This window comes from Streptomyces sp. NPDC093586 (assembly GCF_044764905.1).
GTDB lineage: Bacteria > Actinomycetota > Actinomycetes > Streptomycetales > Streptomycetaceae > Streptomyces.
Window position 1 is genome coordinate 28,542 of sequence record NZ_JBIWJA010000005.1, and the last position, 14,159, is coordinate 42,700.

General features: G+C 73.9%; 13 protein-coding genes and 1 pseudogene. 7 read left to right on the plus strand and 7 right to left on the minus strand.

Features of this window, described 5'->3' with window-relative positions; genetic code table 11:
• Nucleotides 1–121: 121 nt before the first annotated feature.
• From ACIRFH_RS07550 to ACIRFH_RS07575, 6 genes are all read right to left on the minus strand, one after another.
• A complete protein-coding gene (locus tag ACIRFH_RS07550; RefSeq protein ID WP_403517844.1) occupies nt 122–2,701 on the minus strand; it encodes an FtsX-like permease family protein in 2,580 nt (859 codons plus the stop codon).
• Nucleotides 2,698–3,465, minus strand: a complete 768-nt coding sequence (locus tag ACIRFH_RS07555; protein WP_403517846.1) for an ABC transporter ATP-binding protein — start codon at nt 3,463–3,465, stop codon at nt 2,698–2,700. The genes ACIRFH_RS07550 and ACIRFH_RS07555 overlap by 4 nt, the downstream gene beginning before the upstream one ends.
• 23 nt (nt 3,466–3,488) lie before the next feature.
• The gene (locus tag ACIRFH_RS07560) at nt 3,489–3,929 is read right to left on the minus strand and encodes a hypothetical protein (protein WP_403517847.1); all 441 of its coding nucleotides are present in this window, start codon (nt 3,927–3,929) and stop codon (nt 3,489–3,491) included.
• 170 nt (nt 3,930–4,099) lie between these two features.
• Complete coding sequence (locus tag ACIRFH_RS07565) at nt 4,100–4,774, minus strand: response regulator (RefSeq protein WP_403517849.1); 675 nt, start codon at nt 4,772–4,774, stop codon at nt 4,100–4,102.
• Nucleotides 4,774–6,006, minus strand: coding sequence for a sensor histidine kinase (locus tag ACIRFH_RS07570; protein ID WP_403517851.1), 1,233 nt, complete (start codon nt 6,004–6,006; stop codon nt 4,774–4,776). The genes ACIRFH_RS07565 and ACIRFH_RS07570 overlap by 1 nt, the downstream gene beginning before the upstream one ends.
• A 195-nt stretch (nt 6,007–6,201) precedes the next feature.
• Complete coding sequence (locus ACIRFH_RS07575; RefSeq protein WP_403517853.1) at nt 6,202–6,516, minus strand: hypothetical protein; 315 nt, start codon at nt 6,514–6,516, stop codon at nt 6,202–6,204.
• Nucleotides 6,517–6,689: 173 nt separating this feature from the next.
• Between ACIRFH_RS07575 and ACIRFH_RS07580 the strand changes: the two genes are divergently transcribed.
• Nucleotides 6,690–7,049, plus strand: coding sequence for an arsenate reductase family protein (locus ACIRFH_RS07580; RefSeq protein ID WP_403517855.1), 360 nt, complete (start codon nt 6,690–6,692; stop codon nt 7,047–7,049).
• Between the two features lie 50 nt (nt 7,050–7,099).
• On the opposite strand, the gene ACIRFH_RS07585 is transcribed toward ACIRFH_RS07580, so the two are convergent.
• A complete protein-coding gene (locus ACIRFH_RS07585) occupies nt 7,100–7,996 on the minus strand; it encodes an alpha/beta fold hydrolase (RefSeq protein WP_403517857.1) in 897 nt (298 codons plus the stop codon).
• Nucleotides 7,997–8,096: 100 nt separating this feature from the next.
• Between ACIRFH_RS07585 and ACIRFH_RS07590 the strand changes: the two are divergent.
• From ACIRFH_RS07590 to ACIRFH_RS07615, 6 genes and pseudogenes are all read left to right on the plus strand, one after another.
• A pseudogene (locus ACIRFH_RS07590) lies at nt 8,097–8,537 on the plus strand (MarR family transcriptional regulator); the annotation flags it as partial.
• A 269-nt stretch (nt 8,538–8,806) separates the two neighbouring features.
• The gene (gene glnII / locus ACIRFH_RS07595) at nt 8,807–9,838 is read left to right on the plus strand and encodes a glutamine synthetase (RefSeq protein ID WP_403517859.1); all 1,032 of its coding nucleotides are present in this window, start codon (nt 8,807–8,809) and stop codon (nt 9,836–9,838) included.
• Between the two features lie 390 nt (nt 9,839–10,228).
• Nucleotides 10,229–10,837: a winged helix-turn-helix domain-containing protein gene (locus tag ACIRFH_RS07600; RefSeq protein WP_403517861.1), complete on the plus strand. Its 609-nt coding sequence runs from the start codon at nt 10,229–10,231 to the stop codon at nt 10,835–10,837.
• A 60-nt stretch (nt 10,838–10,897) separates the two neighbouring features.
• Nucleotides 10,898–11,929 (plus strand): SDR family oxidoreductase, encoded by a 1,032-nt coding sequence (locus ACIRFH_RS07605; protein ID WP_403517862.1) that lies wholly within the window; start codon nt 10,898–10,900, stop codon nt 11,927–11,929.
• 39 nt (nt 11,930–11,968) lie between these two features.
• The gene (locus ACIRFH_RS07610; RefSeq protein WP_403517864.1) at nt 11,969–13,231 is read left to right on the plus strand and encodes a sensor histidine kinase; all 1,263 of its coding nucleotides are present in this window, start codon (nt 11,969–11,971) and stop codon (nt 13,229–13,231) included.
• Nucleotides 13,216–13,869 (plus strand): LuxR C-terminal-related transcriptional regulator, encoded by a 654-nt coding sequence (locus tag ACIRFH_RS07615; protein ID WP_403517865.1) that lies wholly within the window; start codon nt 13,216–13,218, stop codon nt 13,867–13,869. The genes ACIRFH_RS07610 and ACIRFH_RS07615 overlap by 16 nt, the downstream gene beginning before the upstream one ends.
• Nucleotides 13,870–14,159 lie beyond the last annotated feature (290 nt).

Genomic DNA, 14,159 nt, shown 5'->3' on the forward strand with positions numbered 1-14,159 from the left:
GGAAGGGCCCTGACAGCCGCGTCGAGTGGATCCGCCGACAGCGTCCGCGCGGGCGGGGTGCCCGGCGCCCCGCCCCGGCCCGACCCGGCCCCCTGGTGGGAACCGCCCGCCCGTGCACCGACTACTCGGTCTGGGCGACGGCGACCGTCGGTGAGGTCCGGGAGGCGCGGAGGGCGGGCACCGTTCCCGCGGCGGCGGTCACCAGGACGAGGGCGGCGAAGACCGCCACGAGCTCCCCCGTGGGGACGCTGAACGGGGCGCTCGTCTGCGCGACACGGACCACCAGCCAGGAGTACGGCAGGCCGAGGGCCAGACCGAGGACTCCGCCCAGTACGCCGTACAGCGCGCACTCCACCGTGACCATGCGGTGCACGGCCGCCCCGCCGAGCCCCAGGGCCCGCAACAGTCCGAACTCACGCCTGCGTTCGACGACGGTGAGACTCGCCGTGGTCGCGACTCCGGCGACCGCCACCAGGACGGTCAGGCCCAGGACCATGATCACTGTCGTGGCCGTCGTCCGCAGGTCGTCCGACTCTCCGGCCTGTCCGGCCGAGTCCTCGGCGATGACGCGGCCGTCACCGCGCTCCGGGCCGGTCAGCGTGTCGGTGATGGCCCGCTGTGCGCGTATCCGCCCCTGAGCGCCGTCCTCCGAGGCGTTGGCGGTGATCATGGTGGGCGCGGTGCCCGCTCCCATACGGGTGAGATCCGCGGCGGGGACGAAGAAGTTCCCTCCGTAGGGGCCGGCTCCGGGCAGCGTCGCCGCCACGGTGAGGTCGACGGGGCGGCCCTCGAACGTCAGCGTCACCCGGTCGCCCGCCCGGACGCCGAGCCGGTGGGCGTTGTCGGCGTCCACGACGACGTGGGCGGGTCCGAGGCCGTCGAGGGAGCCGGTACGGGCGGTCAGGCCCGCACCGGAGCGGACGGTGCCGAGGTCCAGGTCGGAGATCGTCGCGCTGCGGGTGCTCTCGACGACCTCCGCCGTGCGGAACGCGGTCACGTCGGCGAGTTCGGGGTGAGAGGTCAGGTCGGCGGCCAGCGACCGGTCCAGCGACTCGCCGTCCCTCGCGTGCAGGGAGAAGTCGGCGGGTGCCTCCACCGCCTGCCGGTACCGCTCGTAGGCGTTCAGGGAGGCGAGGCAGGTCAGGGTCGAGCCGACCAGACAGACGCCGAGGGCCACGACGACCGAGACCGAGGCCGCCCTGCCCGGCGCGCCGCCGACGCCCGCGACCGCGAGCCGGCCGGCCGCGCCGGTGCGGCGCAGGGGGACGGCGACGGCCGACAGCACCGGCCGGACCAGACGGGGGCCGAGGGCGATCAGGGCCAGGAACGCCAGTCCGCCCGAGAGCACCACGGCGGTCAGCGCCGCGAACCGGTCGTACTCCGTGTCGCCCGGCTGGGGCAGCCCGCCGTACTGCTGCCGGGCGAGGAGCGCGGCGCCCGCCGCGCACAGCAGGCCCAGCAGGGTCCGGCCGATGCCGCTCGCCGTGTCCTGACCGGACGCCGCGCTGCGCAGGGCCTGCAGCGGGGAGACCCGTGAGGCGGTCAGGGACGGGGCCAGGACGGCCAGGACCGCCAGGAGGCCGGTGCCGGCGACGGTGAGAACGGTCTCCGTCAGCGGGAGGTGGGAGGGGGCGGACAGATCGTGCCCGAAGTGCCGGGCGATCGGGGGGACGAGCCGCCCGCAGCCCCAGGCCGCCAGTACGCCGATCACGCCGGCCGACAGGCCGACCACCGCCCCTTCGGCGACGAGCGCGGCGGCGAGCCGTCGCGAGGTCGCCCCGATGGCGCGCAGCAGCGCCAGCTGGCGTACGCGCCGGGCGAAGACGATGCGGAAGGTGGAGGTCGCGACGAGGACGGCCGCGCCGACGGCGACGGCGAGGAAGACCGTGACCAGCTCCAGGGTGTCCTTCGCCGCCGCCACCGCCTCGCGGGCCTCCTGGTCGCGCACCTCGTCCCCGGACCGCACCTGCGCCCCGGGCACCGCCTGCCGGATCCGTTCCGTCAGCTCCGCCGACGCGGAACCGGACGCGGAGGACGCGGCGTGCGCGCCGTCGGTGCGGATGTCGATGCGGGAGTAGCCCCTCACGCCGAGCAGCTCGCCGATCCGGGGGCCGGGGGCGTACCCGGTGGGTCCCGCGTCGTTCGTGGCGGTGCTGCGGACGATGCCGCTGACCTCGACTGTCACCCGTCGGGTGCCGTCACCGTCGGATCCGGGCCGTAGCAGGGTGAGCGACGATCCCGGAGCGAGACCGTACTCCCGCGCGGCCCGCGTGTCGACGGCGAGCCGGCCCGGGCCGGAGGGGTACGTGCCGCGGAGCAGCCGGACTTCCGTCAGGGCGCCGGTGCCCGGGTCCGCGGACAGGGCGAGGTAGCGTTCGACGGCGCTGCCGTCCAGTGGGGCGCCGCCGTCGATCCGGCCGACGGCCTCGGTGACCGAGGGCGTCCTACGGATCTCCCGGAGGCGGTCCTCGCCGATGTCCGCCCCGCCGTCGCCGGGTGTGACCACCAGCGACACCGCTTCGGGCGTGCCGCGGAACGTCTCGACGACGGTCGCGGTGACGATCTGCTGGGCCATGACGGCCCCGAAGACGACGAACGCCGCGATCAGCAGCGACAGTCCGGTCGCCGCGAACCGTCCGGGCCGCCTCAGCAGTTCGGCCACCTGGGAGCCCAGGACGGTCGCACGCCACGGGGTGCTCATCGCCGCCTCCCCAGGACGTCGGGGGCGAGTGCGACGGCGCGTCCGGAGGGGGTGACGTGCTCGTCGTCCACGAGGCGTCCGTCCGCGAGGGTCAGTATCCGGTCCGCGTACCGCGCGGCCGCCGGGTCGTGGGTGACCATCACGACCGTCTGGCCGAGGTCGTCGACGGACCGGCGCAGCATGGTGAGGACCTCGGCGCCGGCCCGGGAGTCGAGGTTGCCGGTGGGTTCGTCGGCGAAGACCACGGCCGGCCGGGCCACCAGCGCCCGGGCCACGGCGACCCGCTGCTGCTGGCCCCCGGACAGCTCGGCGGGGCGGTGCGACAGCCGGTGGGCGATGCCGAGGACTTCGCAGAGATGGTCCACCAGCTCACGGTCCGGGCGCCCGCCGGACATGGTGACGGGCAGCACGATGTTCTCGTGGGCCGTCAGCTGCGGCAGCAGGTTGAACGACTGGAAGACGAACCCGATCCGCTCCCGGCGCACCCGGGTCAGCTGCCGGTCGGACAGTCCGGTGATCTCCGTTCCGTCCAGGACGATGCTGCCGGAGGTGACGGTGTCGAGTCCGGCGACGCAGTGCATCAGCGTCGACTTCCCCGACCCGGAGGGGCCGACGACGGCGGTGAACCGGGCGCGCCGGACACCGACGGACACCTCGTCGAGGGCCCGCACCTCGGCGGTGCCCTGACGGTAGGTCTTCACCAGGGCGGTGGCGGTGATGACGTCGTCCGGTGCCTGGCCGCGGGCGGCGGTGTGGAGAGTCATGGGGACGGTTCCCGCGATCCGGGTCAGGAACCGAGCGGCGGCATGGTCAGGGTGACGCCGGCGTCCGAGCAGTGTCCCTGTGCCTCCTCCTGGAGGTTCTTCACGTCTTTCGCGGACGGCGCTTCGGGGGACTTCCTGGCGGTCTCGACCGCCCACCCCTCGTACCGGGAGATCTTGGCTCCGAGGTAGCCGTCCTTCATCTTCGCGCGGCGCTCGGCGCCGATCTCCCGCCACCACCTCTCCGCGGCCGGCACGGGGCCGGTGGAGATCTCCCCGCCCTCGGTGACGATGCGCTGCGCCAGCCGGCAGTCCTCGGCGGACGCCTGGCTGAGCTTGTCGCGGTCCTGCCACCAGTACCCCGCCCCGGCGACCAGGGCCGCGGCGGTCACGGCCGTGACCGCGCCGATGACGAGGCGGTTCCGCTTGCGGTTCTGCGGGGTGGGCGTGGTGGGCGTGGTGCTCATCGGGTCCTCCGGTGTCTTCTCGGCCGCGTTCGGCGACAGTGAGAAGTCTGGAGTTCGGCGGCCCTGCGGACATCGGCCACGAATCCGAGATCACCGGCGGCGGATCTGGCCCGCCGGACGGGGTGGTCCCTGCACCCCCGGGGGCAGAGCCCGGGGGCGCTTCTGCACCCTCAGGGGGAGGGACGGACCAGTCCGGACTCATAGGCGAACGCGACGGCCTGGGCACGGTCGCGCAGGTGCAGTTTCGCCATGAGGTTGCCCAGGTGCGTCTTCACCGTGGCCTGCGCGACATACAGGTCCGCCGCGATCTCGGCGTTGGACAGTCCCCGGGCGACCAGGGCGAGCACGTCCCGCTCGCGCCCGGTGAGGACGTCCAGCCGTTCGTCCTGTCCGTTCGCCGGTCCCAGCCGGTCCGAGACCCGGTCGAGGAGCAGCCGGGTGATGCGCGGCGCCACCACCGACTCCCCCGCGGCCAGGACCCGGATGGCGTTCACGACCTCCGCGGCGGGGGCGTTCTTCAGCAGGAAGCCGCCGGCCCCGGCGCGCAGCGCCGCGAAGGCGTCCTCGTCGTTGTCGAAGGTGGTCAGCACCAGCACCCCGGGCGGATCGTCCAGCTTCATCAGCTGCTCCGTGGCCTGGATGCCGTCCATGACGGGCATGCGGATGTCCATGATGACGACGTCCGCCTCGACCGTGCGCAGCAGGTCGAGGGCGTCCGCCCCGTTCTCCGCCTCACCGACGACCTCGATGTCGTCCTGACCGGCCAGCACCATGGAGAAACCGGCCCGGATCAGCGGCTGGTCGTCCACCACGGCCACCCGGATCGGCCTGTCCGCCTGCGTCATCACTTCGTCCTTGTCGGAATCGAGGCACGTACGTGCCATCCGCTGCCCAGTCGGGGACCGGCCTCGAAGCTGCCGCCGGCGAGCTCCACCCGCTCCCGCATCCCCACGAGTCCGTTCCCTCCGGATCGCCCGCCGACGCCGCGGCCGGCGAGGGTGCCCGCTCCGTCGTCGACCACGCTGATCAGCAGTGTGCCCTGCTCCTCGTGGAGCCGGATGTCGACCCCCGCCCCGGCTCCGGCGTGGCGGAGCACGTTCGTCAGGCACTCCTGGACGATGCGGAAGGCCGTCATCTCCTCCGCCGGCGACAGCCGTCCCTCGCCGACCTCGACCGACACGTCCACGCTCAGTCCGGCGGCCCGTGCGCGTTCGGCGACGACCTTGATCTCGTCGAGGGTGACCAGGCGCCGTGGCGGGCCGCCGTCGGCGGAGTCCGGGTTCCCCTCGCGCAGCACCCGGACGATGCGGTGCATGTCGTCGATCGCGTCCCGGCCCGTGGCGGCGATCGTCTTCAGCGCGGACTCCGCCATGTCCGGCGACTTCCGCAGCACCGACCCGGCGCCGTCGGCCTGGAGGATCATCACGGCCAGGCTGTGCGCCACCACGTCGTGCAGTTCGCGGGCGATCTCGGCCCGCTCCCGGGCCGCGGCCAGCCGGATCCGCTGTTCCTGTTCCCGCTCGGCGTGCCGGGCGCGGGCCTCCTGGCTCTCGGCGTACAGGCGCCGTGTGTGCAGGGCGAAGGCCGTCAGCCAGACCGTCAGCGTCAGTCCCCAGAAGATCAGGAGCGTTTCGAGGTCGACGAACGGCTCGATGCCGAGGTCCGGCATCCCCACCGTCCCGGCCGCCGCGGCCAGCAGCACCGCGGCGCCCGCGAGGTACGGCATCCAGGTGGTCCGGGAGTGGTGGACGACCGACAGCATGGCGAACAGCACGGCCACGTCGTACGAGGCGGGCGCCGACGCCAGCGGCTCGCCGGGCAGGTCGTCCAGGGCGAGCTGGACGGCGGCCAGCGCGAGGACGACCGCCATCACCGTGCCGGGCAGCCGTCTGCGGGCCAGCAGGGGCAGGGCCATCAGCCCGCCCAGGATCAGGTCGTACTCGGCGTCGTAGTAGTCCGCCGCCACCAGGACGACCAGTGCCATGCCGATGTCGCACGCTCGGGCGACGACGTGTCCGTACCGGCCGGACAGCGCCGTCCAGGACGGCGGGACGGGGTCCGTCCTCTCCTTGGTCAACCGTCGTGCCCTTCTCCTCCGGCAGCGCCGCGTCCCCGCGGCCCGGCGGCACAAGTGCCGCCGGGCCGCGGGGACTTCGCGGTGAGGGCGGTACCCTCACGCGCCCATACTGCCTCAGTGCGGAGCCGGTGTGCGGCGCAGCGGCGCCGGGCGCCCCATGGACCGAGAGCGCCCGGCGAGGTGACGGTGACGGACTCAGCGGTTGTAGCGCATGAACGCCCGCACCATGCGGCACGTCGTGTCCGACGGCGGGTGCACGCCGATCGTCTCCGCGGTGCTGCGTATCGTCTCGTCGCGGGCCTGGTCGGGCAGGTAGACGCCGGAGTCGAGCAGGGCGATGGCGAGGCGCATCGCCTTGAGCCGGCGGTTGTGCGTGACGTACCACTCGCGGGGGCGGCCCGCCGGCAGCGGGCGCTTCTCCACGGGCGCGTACGGCCGGTCGAGCAGGACGGGTCGCTTGGTGGTCGACTGGGTGGGCAACGGCTTCTGCTTCAGTGCGGCAGCGGGCACGGGCATCCTCCTGTCGCGGTCAGGGCACCGTCCGGAGATCCCGGCGACACCCTCGAACACTGCTTCAATTTTACCGCCCCCCACTGACAAAGCCCCTGGCCACAAGGGCTCTCGAGGTTGCTGGGGCGGGCGGGGAGAACGGGTTTCGCACCCCTCGGGCTACCGTGTGCGGCATGGAGATCTGGATCAACCCGGCCTGTTCCAAGTGCCGCAGCGCCATCAGCCTGCTCGATGCCGAGGGCGCCGACTACACCGTCCGCCGCTATCTGGAGGACGTGCCGAGCGAGGACGAGATCCGCGAGGTCCTCACCCGCCTCGGCCTCGAGCCGTGGGACATCACCCGCACCGGCGAGGCCGACGCCGGGGAACTCGGGCTGAAGGACTGGCCCCGCGACGAGGCGTCACGCGACCGCTGGATCGCCGCGCTCGCCGCGCACCCGAAGCTGATCCAGCGCCCGATCATCACGGCGGACGACGGGACGGCCGTCGTGGGCCGCTCCGAGGAGGCGGTCCGGGACGCCCTGTCCCGTTGAGCACCGCGGGGACGGTCGCCGGGGCTCCCCCGGCCCGACTGCGACGCGGGTCACCCAGGCGAATCCTCGTGACCGCCGACTCCCGACGGGGCGAGGAACCCGCTCAGGAGCCGGCCCAGTCCGGGCGGTGCGGACTGCGGCAGCCCGTGATGGGACACGTCCGGCACGACGGTCACCGTGACGCGCGGCAGCAACGCCTGCGCCCGGGCCGCCACCCCGGAGGGGTCATGGGTCCTGCTGTTCCCCGCCAGGAGCAGCAGGACCGGCACGTCCAGACCGCGCAGCGCCTCCGGCGCCGGGCGCGGTCCGGTCACCGGCCTGCGGGAGGGGAAGCCGACGGCCGCCTCCTGGAGGGCGAGCCAGTCGGGGTCGAGGGGGACCGCTCCGGTCTCCCAGTCCAGGAAGGCGCGGACCCGGCGGGGCGTGGGCCGCAGCAGCATCGGCAGCGCGTGCAGCAGGTAGGCCGCCTTCAGCCCGGCGAAGCACTGGGTCGGGTCCAGGAGGAACAGGCGGCGCACCCGGCCGGGTGCGTGCAGGGCGTGGTGCAGGGCGATCCAGGCGCCGTAGGAGTGCCCGCCGAGGTCCGTCTCCTCGATGCCGAGGCCGTCGAGGAGCGCGTCCAGCCAGGCGGTGAGGTCGGCGACCGTACGGGGGTGGCGGTCACCGGCCGGCGTGCTGCGGCCCGGGGCGCCGATGAGGTCGGCCGCGTGGACGCGGTGGGTGCGGGACAGTTCGGCGGCCTGGGCGTACCAGGAGGCGGAGGTCGCCGCGCCGCCGCCCGGGAGGAGGACGAGCGGCGGTCCGTCGGCCGGGCCGGTCACGTTGACGTGCGTCTCGCCGAAGGGCGTGGACACGGTCACCGCCTCCCGCGGTGCGGGCCATCCGGCCATGACCCGGTCGTACGCGGCGTGGAAGCGGCCGGCGTCGTACGGACCGCGAGCGCTCATGAGTGGTTCCCCCTGTGTCTCCGGTGTCTCTCCCGCACGGAGTATTATCTCGCCCGGCGAGATGCTTGTTGAGCGAGATGATAACCGGAGGCGTCACCTCATGTCCGATCAGGGACCGGAGATGGAGATCGTCCATCTGCTGCGCGCGGTCGCCGTGGAACTGGGTGCGCACAGCGCACGGTTCGCGCAGCGCAACGGCATGCACCCCACCGACGTCCGCGCGCTGATCGCGCTCATGGACGCGGCACGGGCGAACGAGGTGATGACCGCCGGGCGACTGGGCGCCGTGCTCGGACTCAACTCGGCCGGGACGACGGCACTGGTCGACCGGCTGGAACGGGCCGGCCATGTGCGCCGGGTGCGCGACGAGCGGGACCGGCGCAGGGTCGCCGTCGAGGTGGACGAGCGGGCGGTCGCCCTCGGCCGGGCCCACTTCGGGCCGCTGATAGGGCGGGCGGTGGAACTGCTGGGGAGCTACGACGCGCGGGAGCTGGCGGCGATCAGGTCCTTCCTGACCGGAGTCCGGGAGGCGGCGGCCGGGGACGGACGGGAGCCGGACGGGCGGGAGCCGGACGGGCGGGAGCCGGACGGGCGGGAGCCGGACGGGCGGGAGCCGGACGGGCGGGAGCCGGACGGGCGGGAGCCGTGAGAGACGCGCCACACCACCCCCAGGTAACACGGGGTTCACATACGGGCAACGGACGGGAAATCGCCCGTTGGCACGCTGCACGGCAGTAGACGCGGCGTCCGGTGCCGCAGCGCCGCAGCACCCGCAAGTGCGCCCAGACCCACCCCGAAGGATGTGGCCCCGTGACCTTCAAGGCTGAGTACATCTGGATCGACGGCACCGAGCCGACGGCCAAGCTCCGTTCCAAGACGAAGATCATCACGGACGCCCCCGCCGGCCTGGACGCCCTGCCGCTGTGGGGTTTCGACGGCTCCTCCACCAACCAGGCCGAGGGCAGTTCCTCGGACTGCGTGCTCAGGCCGGTCTTCTCCTGCCCGGACCCGATCCGCGGCGGTGACGACATCCTGGTGCTGTGCGAGGTCCTCGACACGGACATGACGCCGCACCCGACCAACACCCGTGCCGAACTGGCCGCACTGGCCGAGCGGTTCGCCGCGCAGGAGCCGATCTTCGGCATCGAGCAGGAGTACACCTTCTTCAAGGGCTCCCGCCCGCTCGGTTTCCCCGAGGGCGGCTTCCCGGCCGCGCAGGGCGGCTACTACTGCGGTGTCGGCTCGGACGAGATCTTCGGCCGCGACGTCGTCGAGGCCCACCTGGACAACTGCCTGAAGGCCGGCCTCGGCATCTCCGGCATCAACGCCGAGGTCATGCCCGGCCAGTGGGAGTTCCAGGTCGGCCCGCTGGCGCCGCTGGAGGTCTCCGACCAGCTGTGGGTGGCCCGCTGGCTGCTCTACCGCACCGCCGAGGACTTCGGCGTCTCCGCCACCCTCGACCCCAAGCCGGTCAAGGGCGACTGGAACGGCGCGGGCGCGCACACCAACTTCTCCACCAAGGCGATGCGCGAGGGTTACGACGCGATCATCACCGCCTGCGAGTCCCTCGGCGAGGGCTCCAAGCCGATGGACCACGTCAAGAACTACGGCGCCGGCATCGACGACCGCCTGACCGGCCTGCACGAGACCGCCCCGTGGAACGAGTACTCCTACGGCGTCTCCGACCGCGGCGCCTCGGTGCGCATCCCCTGGCAGGTCGAGAAGGACGGCAAGGGGTACATCGAGGACCGCCGCCCCAACGCCAACGTCGACCCGTACGTGGTGACCCGCCTGCTGGTGGACACCTGCTGCTCCGCGCTGGAGAAGGCCGGACAGGTCTGATCCGCACCGCCTCGGGAAGGGGCGTCCGCCACGGTGGCGGGCGCCCCTTCCGGCGTCGGTCTCCCGCCGACGAGGCGTCAACAGGCGCCGGAACGCGTCCAAGCAGTGAGAGGAGTCTCCTGTCCCGCGCGGCCGTCTGCTTCAATGGACCCATGTCCGCCTTCCAGAAGTACGCAGCGACGGGTCGCCACGACCTCGAGCCCTTCTGGCCTTCCCGTCAGCACCACGACTTCGACCGGGTGTGTTGCCGCGCGACGAACGCGCCGGCCCTGTGAAGCCGTAGTCCCGGCCTCCCGCCGACGCGCACGACGTACGTCCCCGACGCCCCCGGCCAGCGTGCCGCGGCGTCGTCCTCCCGACGAACTCCTCGCGCGAAAGAGCTGACCTCTCATGGCGACCACCCGTTCCCTCTCCACCGCCCCCCTCACCGCCTCCGCCCCCTCCTCCGCCCCGGCCCGTCACCGGCTGCGCGCCGTGGACCGGGACGAGGTGGTGGACGTCACGGACCTCCTGCCGCCGGGCGCCACCTGGCTGCCCGCTCCCCCGCACACGCTGCCCACCCTGCCGGGCCGCCCGCCCATGGTCGGCTACCTGGTGCTCGTCCCCGCCGACCAGCAGCCGCCCTTCCCGCCGGTGGCCGTGCCCGGCACGGGGCGGCAGGGCACCACGGACGCCGAGGACGCCGAGAACGCCGGCGTCCTCGGCGACCCGCTCGTCCGGATCGACCCGGTGCGCCGGACCGCGGCCGTGGAGGGTCGCGAACTCGACCTGACCTACCTCGAGTTCGAGCTGCTCGCCCATCTCGTCGCGCACCCGCACCGCGTCCACACCCGCGACCACCTCGTCACCACGGTGTGGGGCTACGGCCACGTCGGCGACGGCCGCACCGTGGACGTGCACATCGCCCGGCTGCGCCGCAAGCTGGGCGCCGAACACCGGCGGACGATCCAGACCGTGCGGCGCGTCGGCTACAAGTACACGCCACCCACCGCGCGCTGAGGCTCTGCTGTCGGCGGAGAGCGGTTCCCCCGCGCCACCGCGCCGGGCACAGTGGCCCGCATGAGGCTACTGGTGCTGGGCGGTACGGAGTTCGTGGGGCGGGCCGTGGTGGAGGCGGCGCTCGGGCGCGGCTGGGAGGCGACCGTCTTCCACCGGGGGCGGCACGCGCCACCGCCCGGGGCGCGGTCGCTGCACGGCGACCGCACCGCGCCCGACGGACTCGCCGCCCTGGCCGAGGGCGCCTGGGACGCCGTCGTCGACACCTGGTCGGCGGCGCCCCGCGCGGTGCGGGACGCGGCGCGGCTGCTGGCCGGCCGCGCCGGACGGTACGTGTACGTGTCGAGCTGCTCGGTGTACGCCTGGGCCCCGCCCGCCGGGTACGCCGAGGACGCCCCGCTGGTCGGGGGCGCCGCGGCCGACGCCGGGCGGAGCGACTACGCCCGGGACAAGCGGGGCGCGGAGCTGGCCGTCCTGGACGCCTTCGGCGCGGACCGCTCGGTGCTCGTGCGGTGCGGACTGATCCTCGGCCCGTACGAGAACATCGGGCGGCTGCCGTGGTGGCTGAACCGCGTCGCGCGGGGCGGCCCGGTGCTCGCCCCCGGGCCCCGGGACCTGCCGGTGCAGTACGTCGACGTCCGCGACCTCGCCGAGTGGGCCCTCGGCGCGGTGGAGCGGGAGCTGAGCGGGCCGTACAACCTGGCCTCCGCACCGGGCCACACCACCATGGGCGCCCTGCTCGACGCCTGCGTCCGGGTCACGGGCGGCGCGGCCGAGCTGCGCTGGACGGACCCCGGGACCGTCCTCGGCGCCGGCGTGCGGCCGTGGACGCAGCTGCCGGTGTGGGTGCCGCCGGGCAGCGACCTGCACGACGCCCTGCACACGGCCGACGTCTCCCGGGCGCTGGCGACGGGACTGCGCTGCCGGCCGGCCGCCAAGACCGTCTCGGACACGTGGACCTGGCTGCGGGCCGTCGGCGGCACGGCGCCGCAGCGCCCGGACCGCCCGCCGGTGGGGCTGGACCCGGAGACGGAGGCGAAGGTGCTCGCGGCGGGCGGAGGTGTACCTGGCACCACCCCCCGGCCGGGGGCCTGACCCCGTGACCCGTTCCACCGGCTCCGCGAGACTGGGACCATGAGCTTCGAGACGACGAGCGACGACGGCGGTACGCGGGTGCGGGACGTGGGCCTGGCTGCCGTGCGGGGGCTGGGCCTGGCGCTGATCTGCCTCCCCGGCGCGGTGCTGTGCTTCTGCCTGACCCTGGTGTCGATCGCCCTCATCCCGATCGGCGTCGGCATCGTCACCACCCCGTGGGTGCTGACCGGGGTGCGGGAGTTCGCGGACCGGCGGCGGCTGCTGGCCGCCGAGTGGGGCGGGGTGCGCATCCCGCGGACGTACCGGCCGCTGCCGGCGGACGCCAATCCGTGGGCCCGCACCTTCGGCATGCTCGGCGACCCGGCGACCTGGCGAGACTTCCGCTGGCTGCCGGCCGACATGACGGCGGGTTTCGTCCTCGCGCTGCTCGCCTTCGCGCTGCCCCTGTACCCGCTGGAGGGTCTGGTGATCGCGGCCGGGCTGTGGCGGGTGCTGCCCGACGGCTACTGGTACGGCTTCGTGCACGTCACCGACCAGACCTCCGCGTTCTTCGCCGCCGCGCTGGGCGTCGCGCTCCTCGTCCCGGCCCTCTGGCTCGCCCCGCGCATGCTGCACGCCCACTTCCGGCTCACCGCCGACCTCCTCGGCTCGGAGGACCAGCTGGCCGAGCGGGTGCGCGTGCTGACCGAGACGCGCCGCGACGCCGTCGACACCTCCGCCGCCGAACTGCGCCGCATCGAACGGGACCTGCACGACGGGGCGCAGGCGCGGCTGGTCGCCATGGGCATGGACCTGGGCACCGTCGAGGCGCTCATCGAGAAGGACCCGGCGAAGGCCCGCGAACTGCTGGCGCAGGCCCGGCAGTCCTCCGCCGAGGCGCTGACGGAACTGCGCGAGCTGGTGCGCGGCATCCACCCGCCGGTCCTCGCCGAACGCGGACTCGGCGACGCCGTACGGGCACTGGCGCTGCGGCTGCCCGTACGGGTCGAGACCGCCGTGGACCTGCCCGGTCGCGCGGAGGCGCCCGTGGAGGCGGCCGCGTACTTCGCGGTCAGCGAGCTGCTCACCAACGCCGTGAAGCACTCCGGCGCCGACCGGATCTGGGTCGACGTGCACCACTCCGAGGGGCGGTTGCGCGTCTCCGTCACCGACAACGGCAAGGGCGGCGCGGTGGCCGGCGCGGGGTCGGGGCTGGCCGGGGTGGAGCGGCGGCTGGGTACATTCGACGGCGTCCTGGCCGTCAGCTCCCCGGCGGGCGGCCCCACCATGGCCACCATGGAGATCCCTTGCGCGTTGTCCTAGCCGAAGACCTGTTCCTGCTGCGCGACGGACTGGTCCGGCTCCTTCAGGCCCACGACTTCGAGATCGCCGCGGCCGTCGAGTCCGGCCCCGAGCTGACCCGGGCGCTGGCCGAACTGGAGCCGGACGTCGCCGTGGTCGACGTCCGGCTGCCGCCCACGCACACCGACGAGGGCCTGCAGTGCGCGCTGGCCGCCCGCCGGGAACGGCCGGGGCTGCCGGTGCTGGTGCTGTCCCAGCACGTGGAGCAGCTGTACGCGCGGGAGCTGCTCGCCGACGGCACCGGCGGGGTGGGGTACCTGCTCAAGGACCGGGTGTTCGACGCGGAGCAGTTCGTGGACGCCGTACGGCGGGTGGCGGCGGGCGGTACGGCGATGGATCCGCAGGTCATCCAGCAGCTGCTCAGCCGGCGTGCGGCTCAGGACCGGCCGCTGGAGCGGCTGACGCCCCGGGAGCTGGAGGTGCTGGAACTGATGGCGCAGGGGCGGACCAACGCGGCGATCGCGGGCCGGCTCGTCGTCACGGAGCGGGCGATCGCGAAGCACACGGCGAACATCTTCGCCAAGCTGAGCCTGGAGGTCTCGGACGACGACAACCGCCGTGTGCTGGCGGTTCTGGCGTATCTGGACCACGGCCGCTGAGTCCCACCGGCCCCACCGGTTCCGGCGATTCCCGGGACGGCTGAACACCCTTGGAACGGCTCCCGTAGTCAAGGGAGCCGCTCCCCTCTGGCGGGGCGCCTCAACGCCCGGCGCTCCTCGACGAAGCCGGAGGAGTTCCGTGACTCCGCCCGCCACTGGGGCGGCAGGCTTCCAGCCTGAACGGCTGCGGTCCAGCCCGAACCGACCCCTTGCGGGGCGAAGGAGAAAGCACCAGAGCACAGGGAAGCGATTCCCCCCCTCGACCGTGACCGAGGGCCCCTCGCTAGGAG

What these genes read in the sequence shown, in the direction of transcription:
- ACIRFH_RS07550 (WP_403517844.1), bottom strand. Translation starts at nt 2,701, where the DNA reads ATGAGCACCCCGTGGCGTGCGACCGTCCTGGGCTCCCAGGTGGCCGAA.
- ACIRFH_RS07555 (WP_403517846.1), bottom strand. Translation starts at nt 3,465, where the DNA reads ATGACTCTCCACACCGCCGCCCGCGGCCAGGCACCGGACGACGTCATC.
- ACIRFH_RS07560 (WP_403517847.1), bottom strand. Translation starts at nt 3,929, where the DNA reads ATGAGCACCACGCCCACCACGCCCACCCCGCAGAACCGCAAGCGGAAC.
- ACIRFH_RS07565 (WP_403517849.1), bottom strand. Translation starts at nt 4,774, where the DNA reads ATGACGCAGGCGGACAGGCCGATCCGGGTGGCCGTGGTGGACGACCAG.
- ACIRFH_RS07580 (WP_403517855.1), top strand. Translation starts at nt 6,690, where the DNA reads ATGGAGATCTGGATCAACCCGGCCTGTTCCAAGTGCCGCAGCGCCATC.
- ACIRFH_RS07585 (WP_403517857.1), bottom strand. Translation starts at nt 7,996, where the DNA reads ATGAGCGCTCGCGGTCCGTACGACGCCGGCCGCTTCCACGCCGCGTAC.
- ACIRFH_RS07600 (WP_403517861.1), top strand. Translation starts at nt 10,229, where the DNA reads ATGGCGACCACCCGTTCCCTCTCCACCGCCCCCCTCACCGCCTCCGCC.
- ACIRFH_RS07605 (WP_403517862.1), top strand. Translation starts at nt 10,898, where the DNA reads ATGAGGCTACTGGTGCTGGGCGGTACGGAGTTCGTGGGGCGGGCCGTG.
- ACIRFH_RS07610 (WP_403517864.1), top strand. Translation starts at nt 11,969, where the DNA reads ATGAGCTTCGAGACGACGAGCGACGACGGCGGTACGCGGGTGCGGGAC.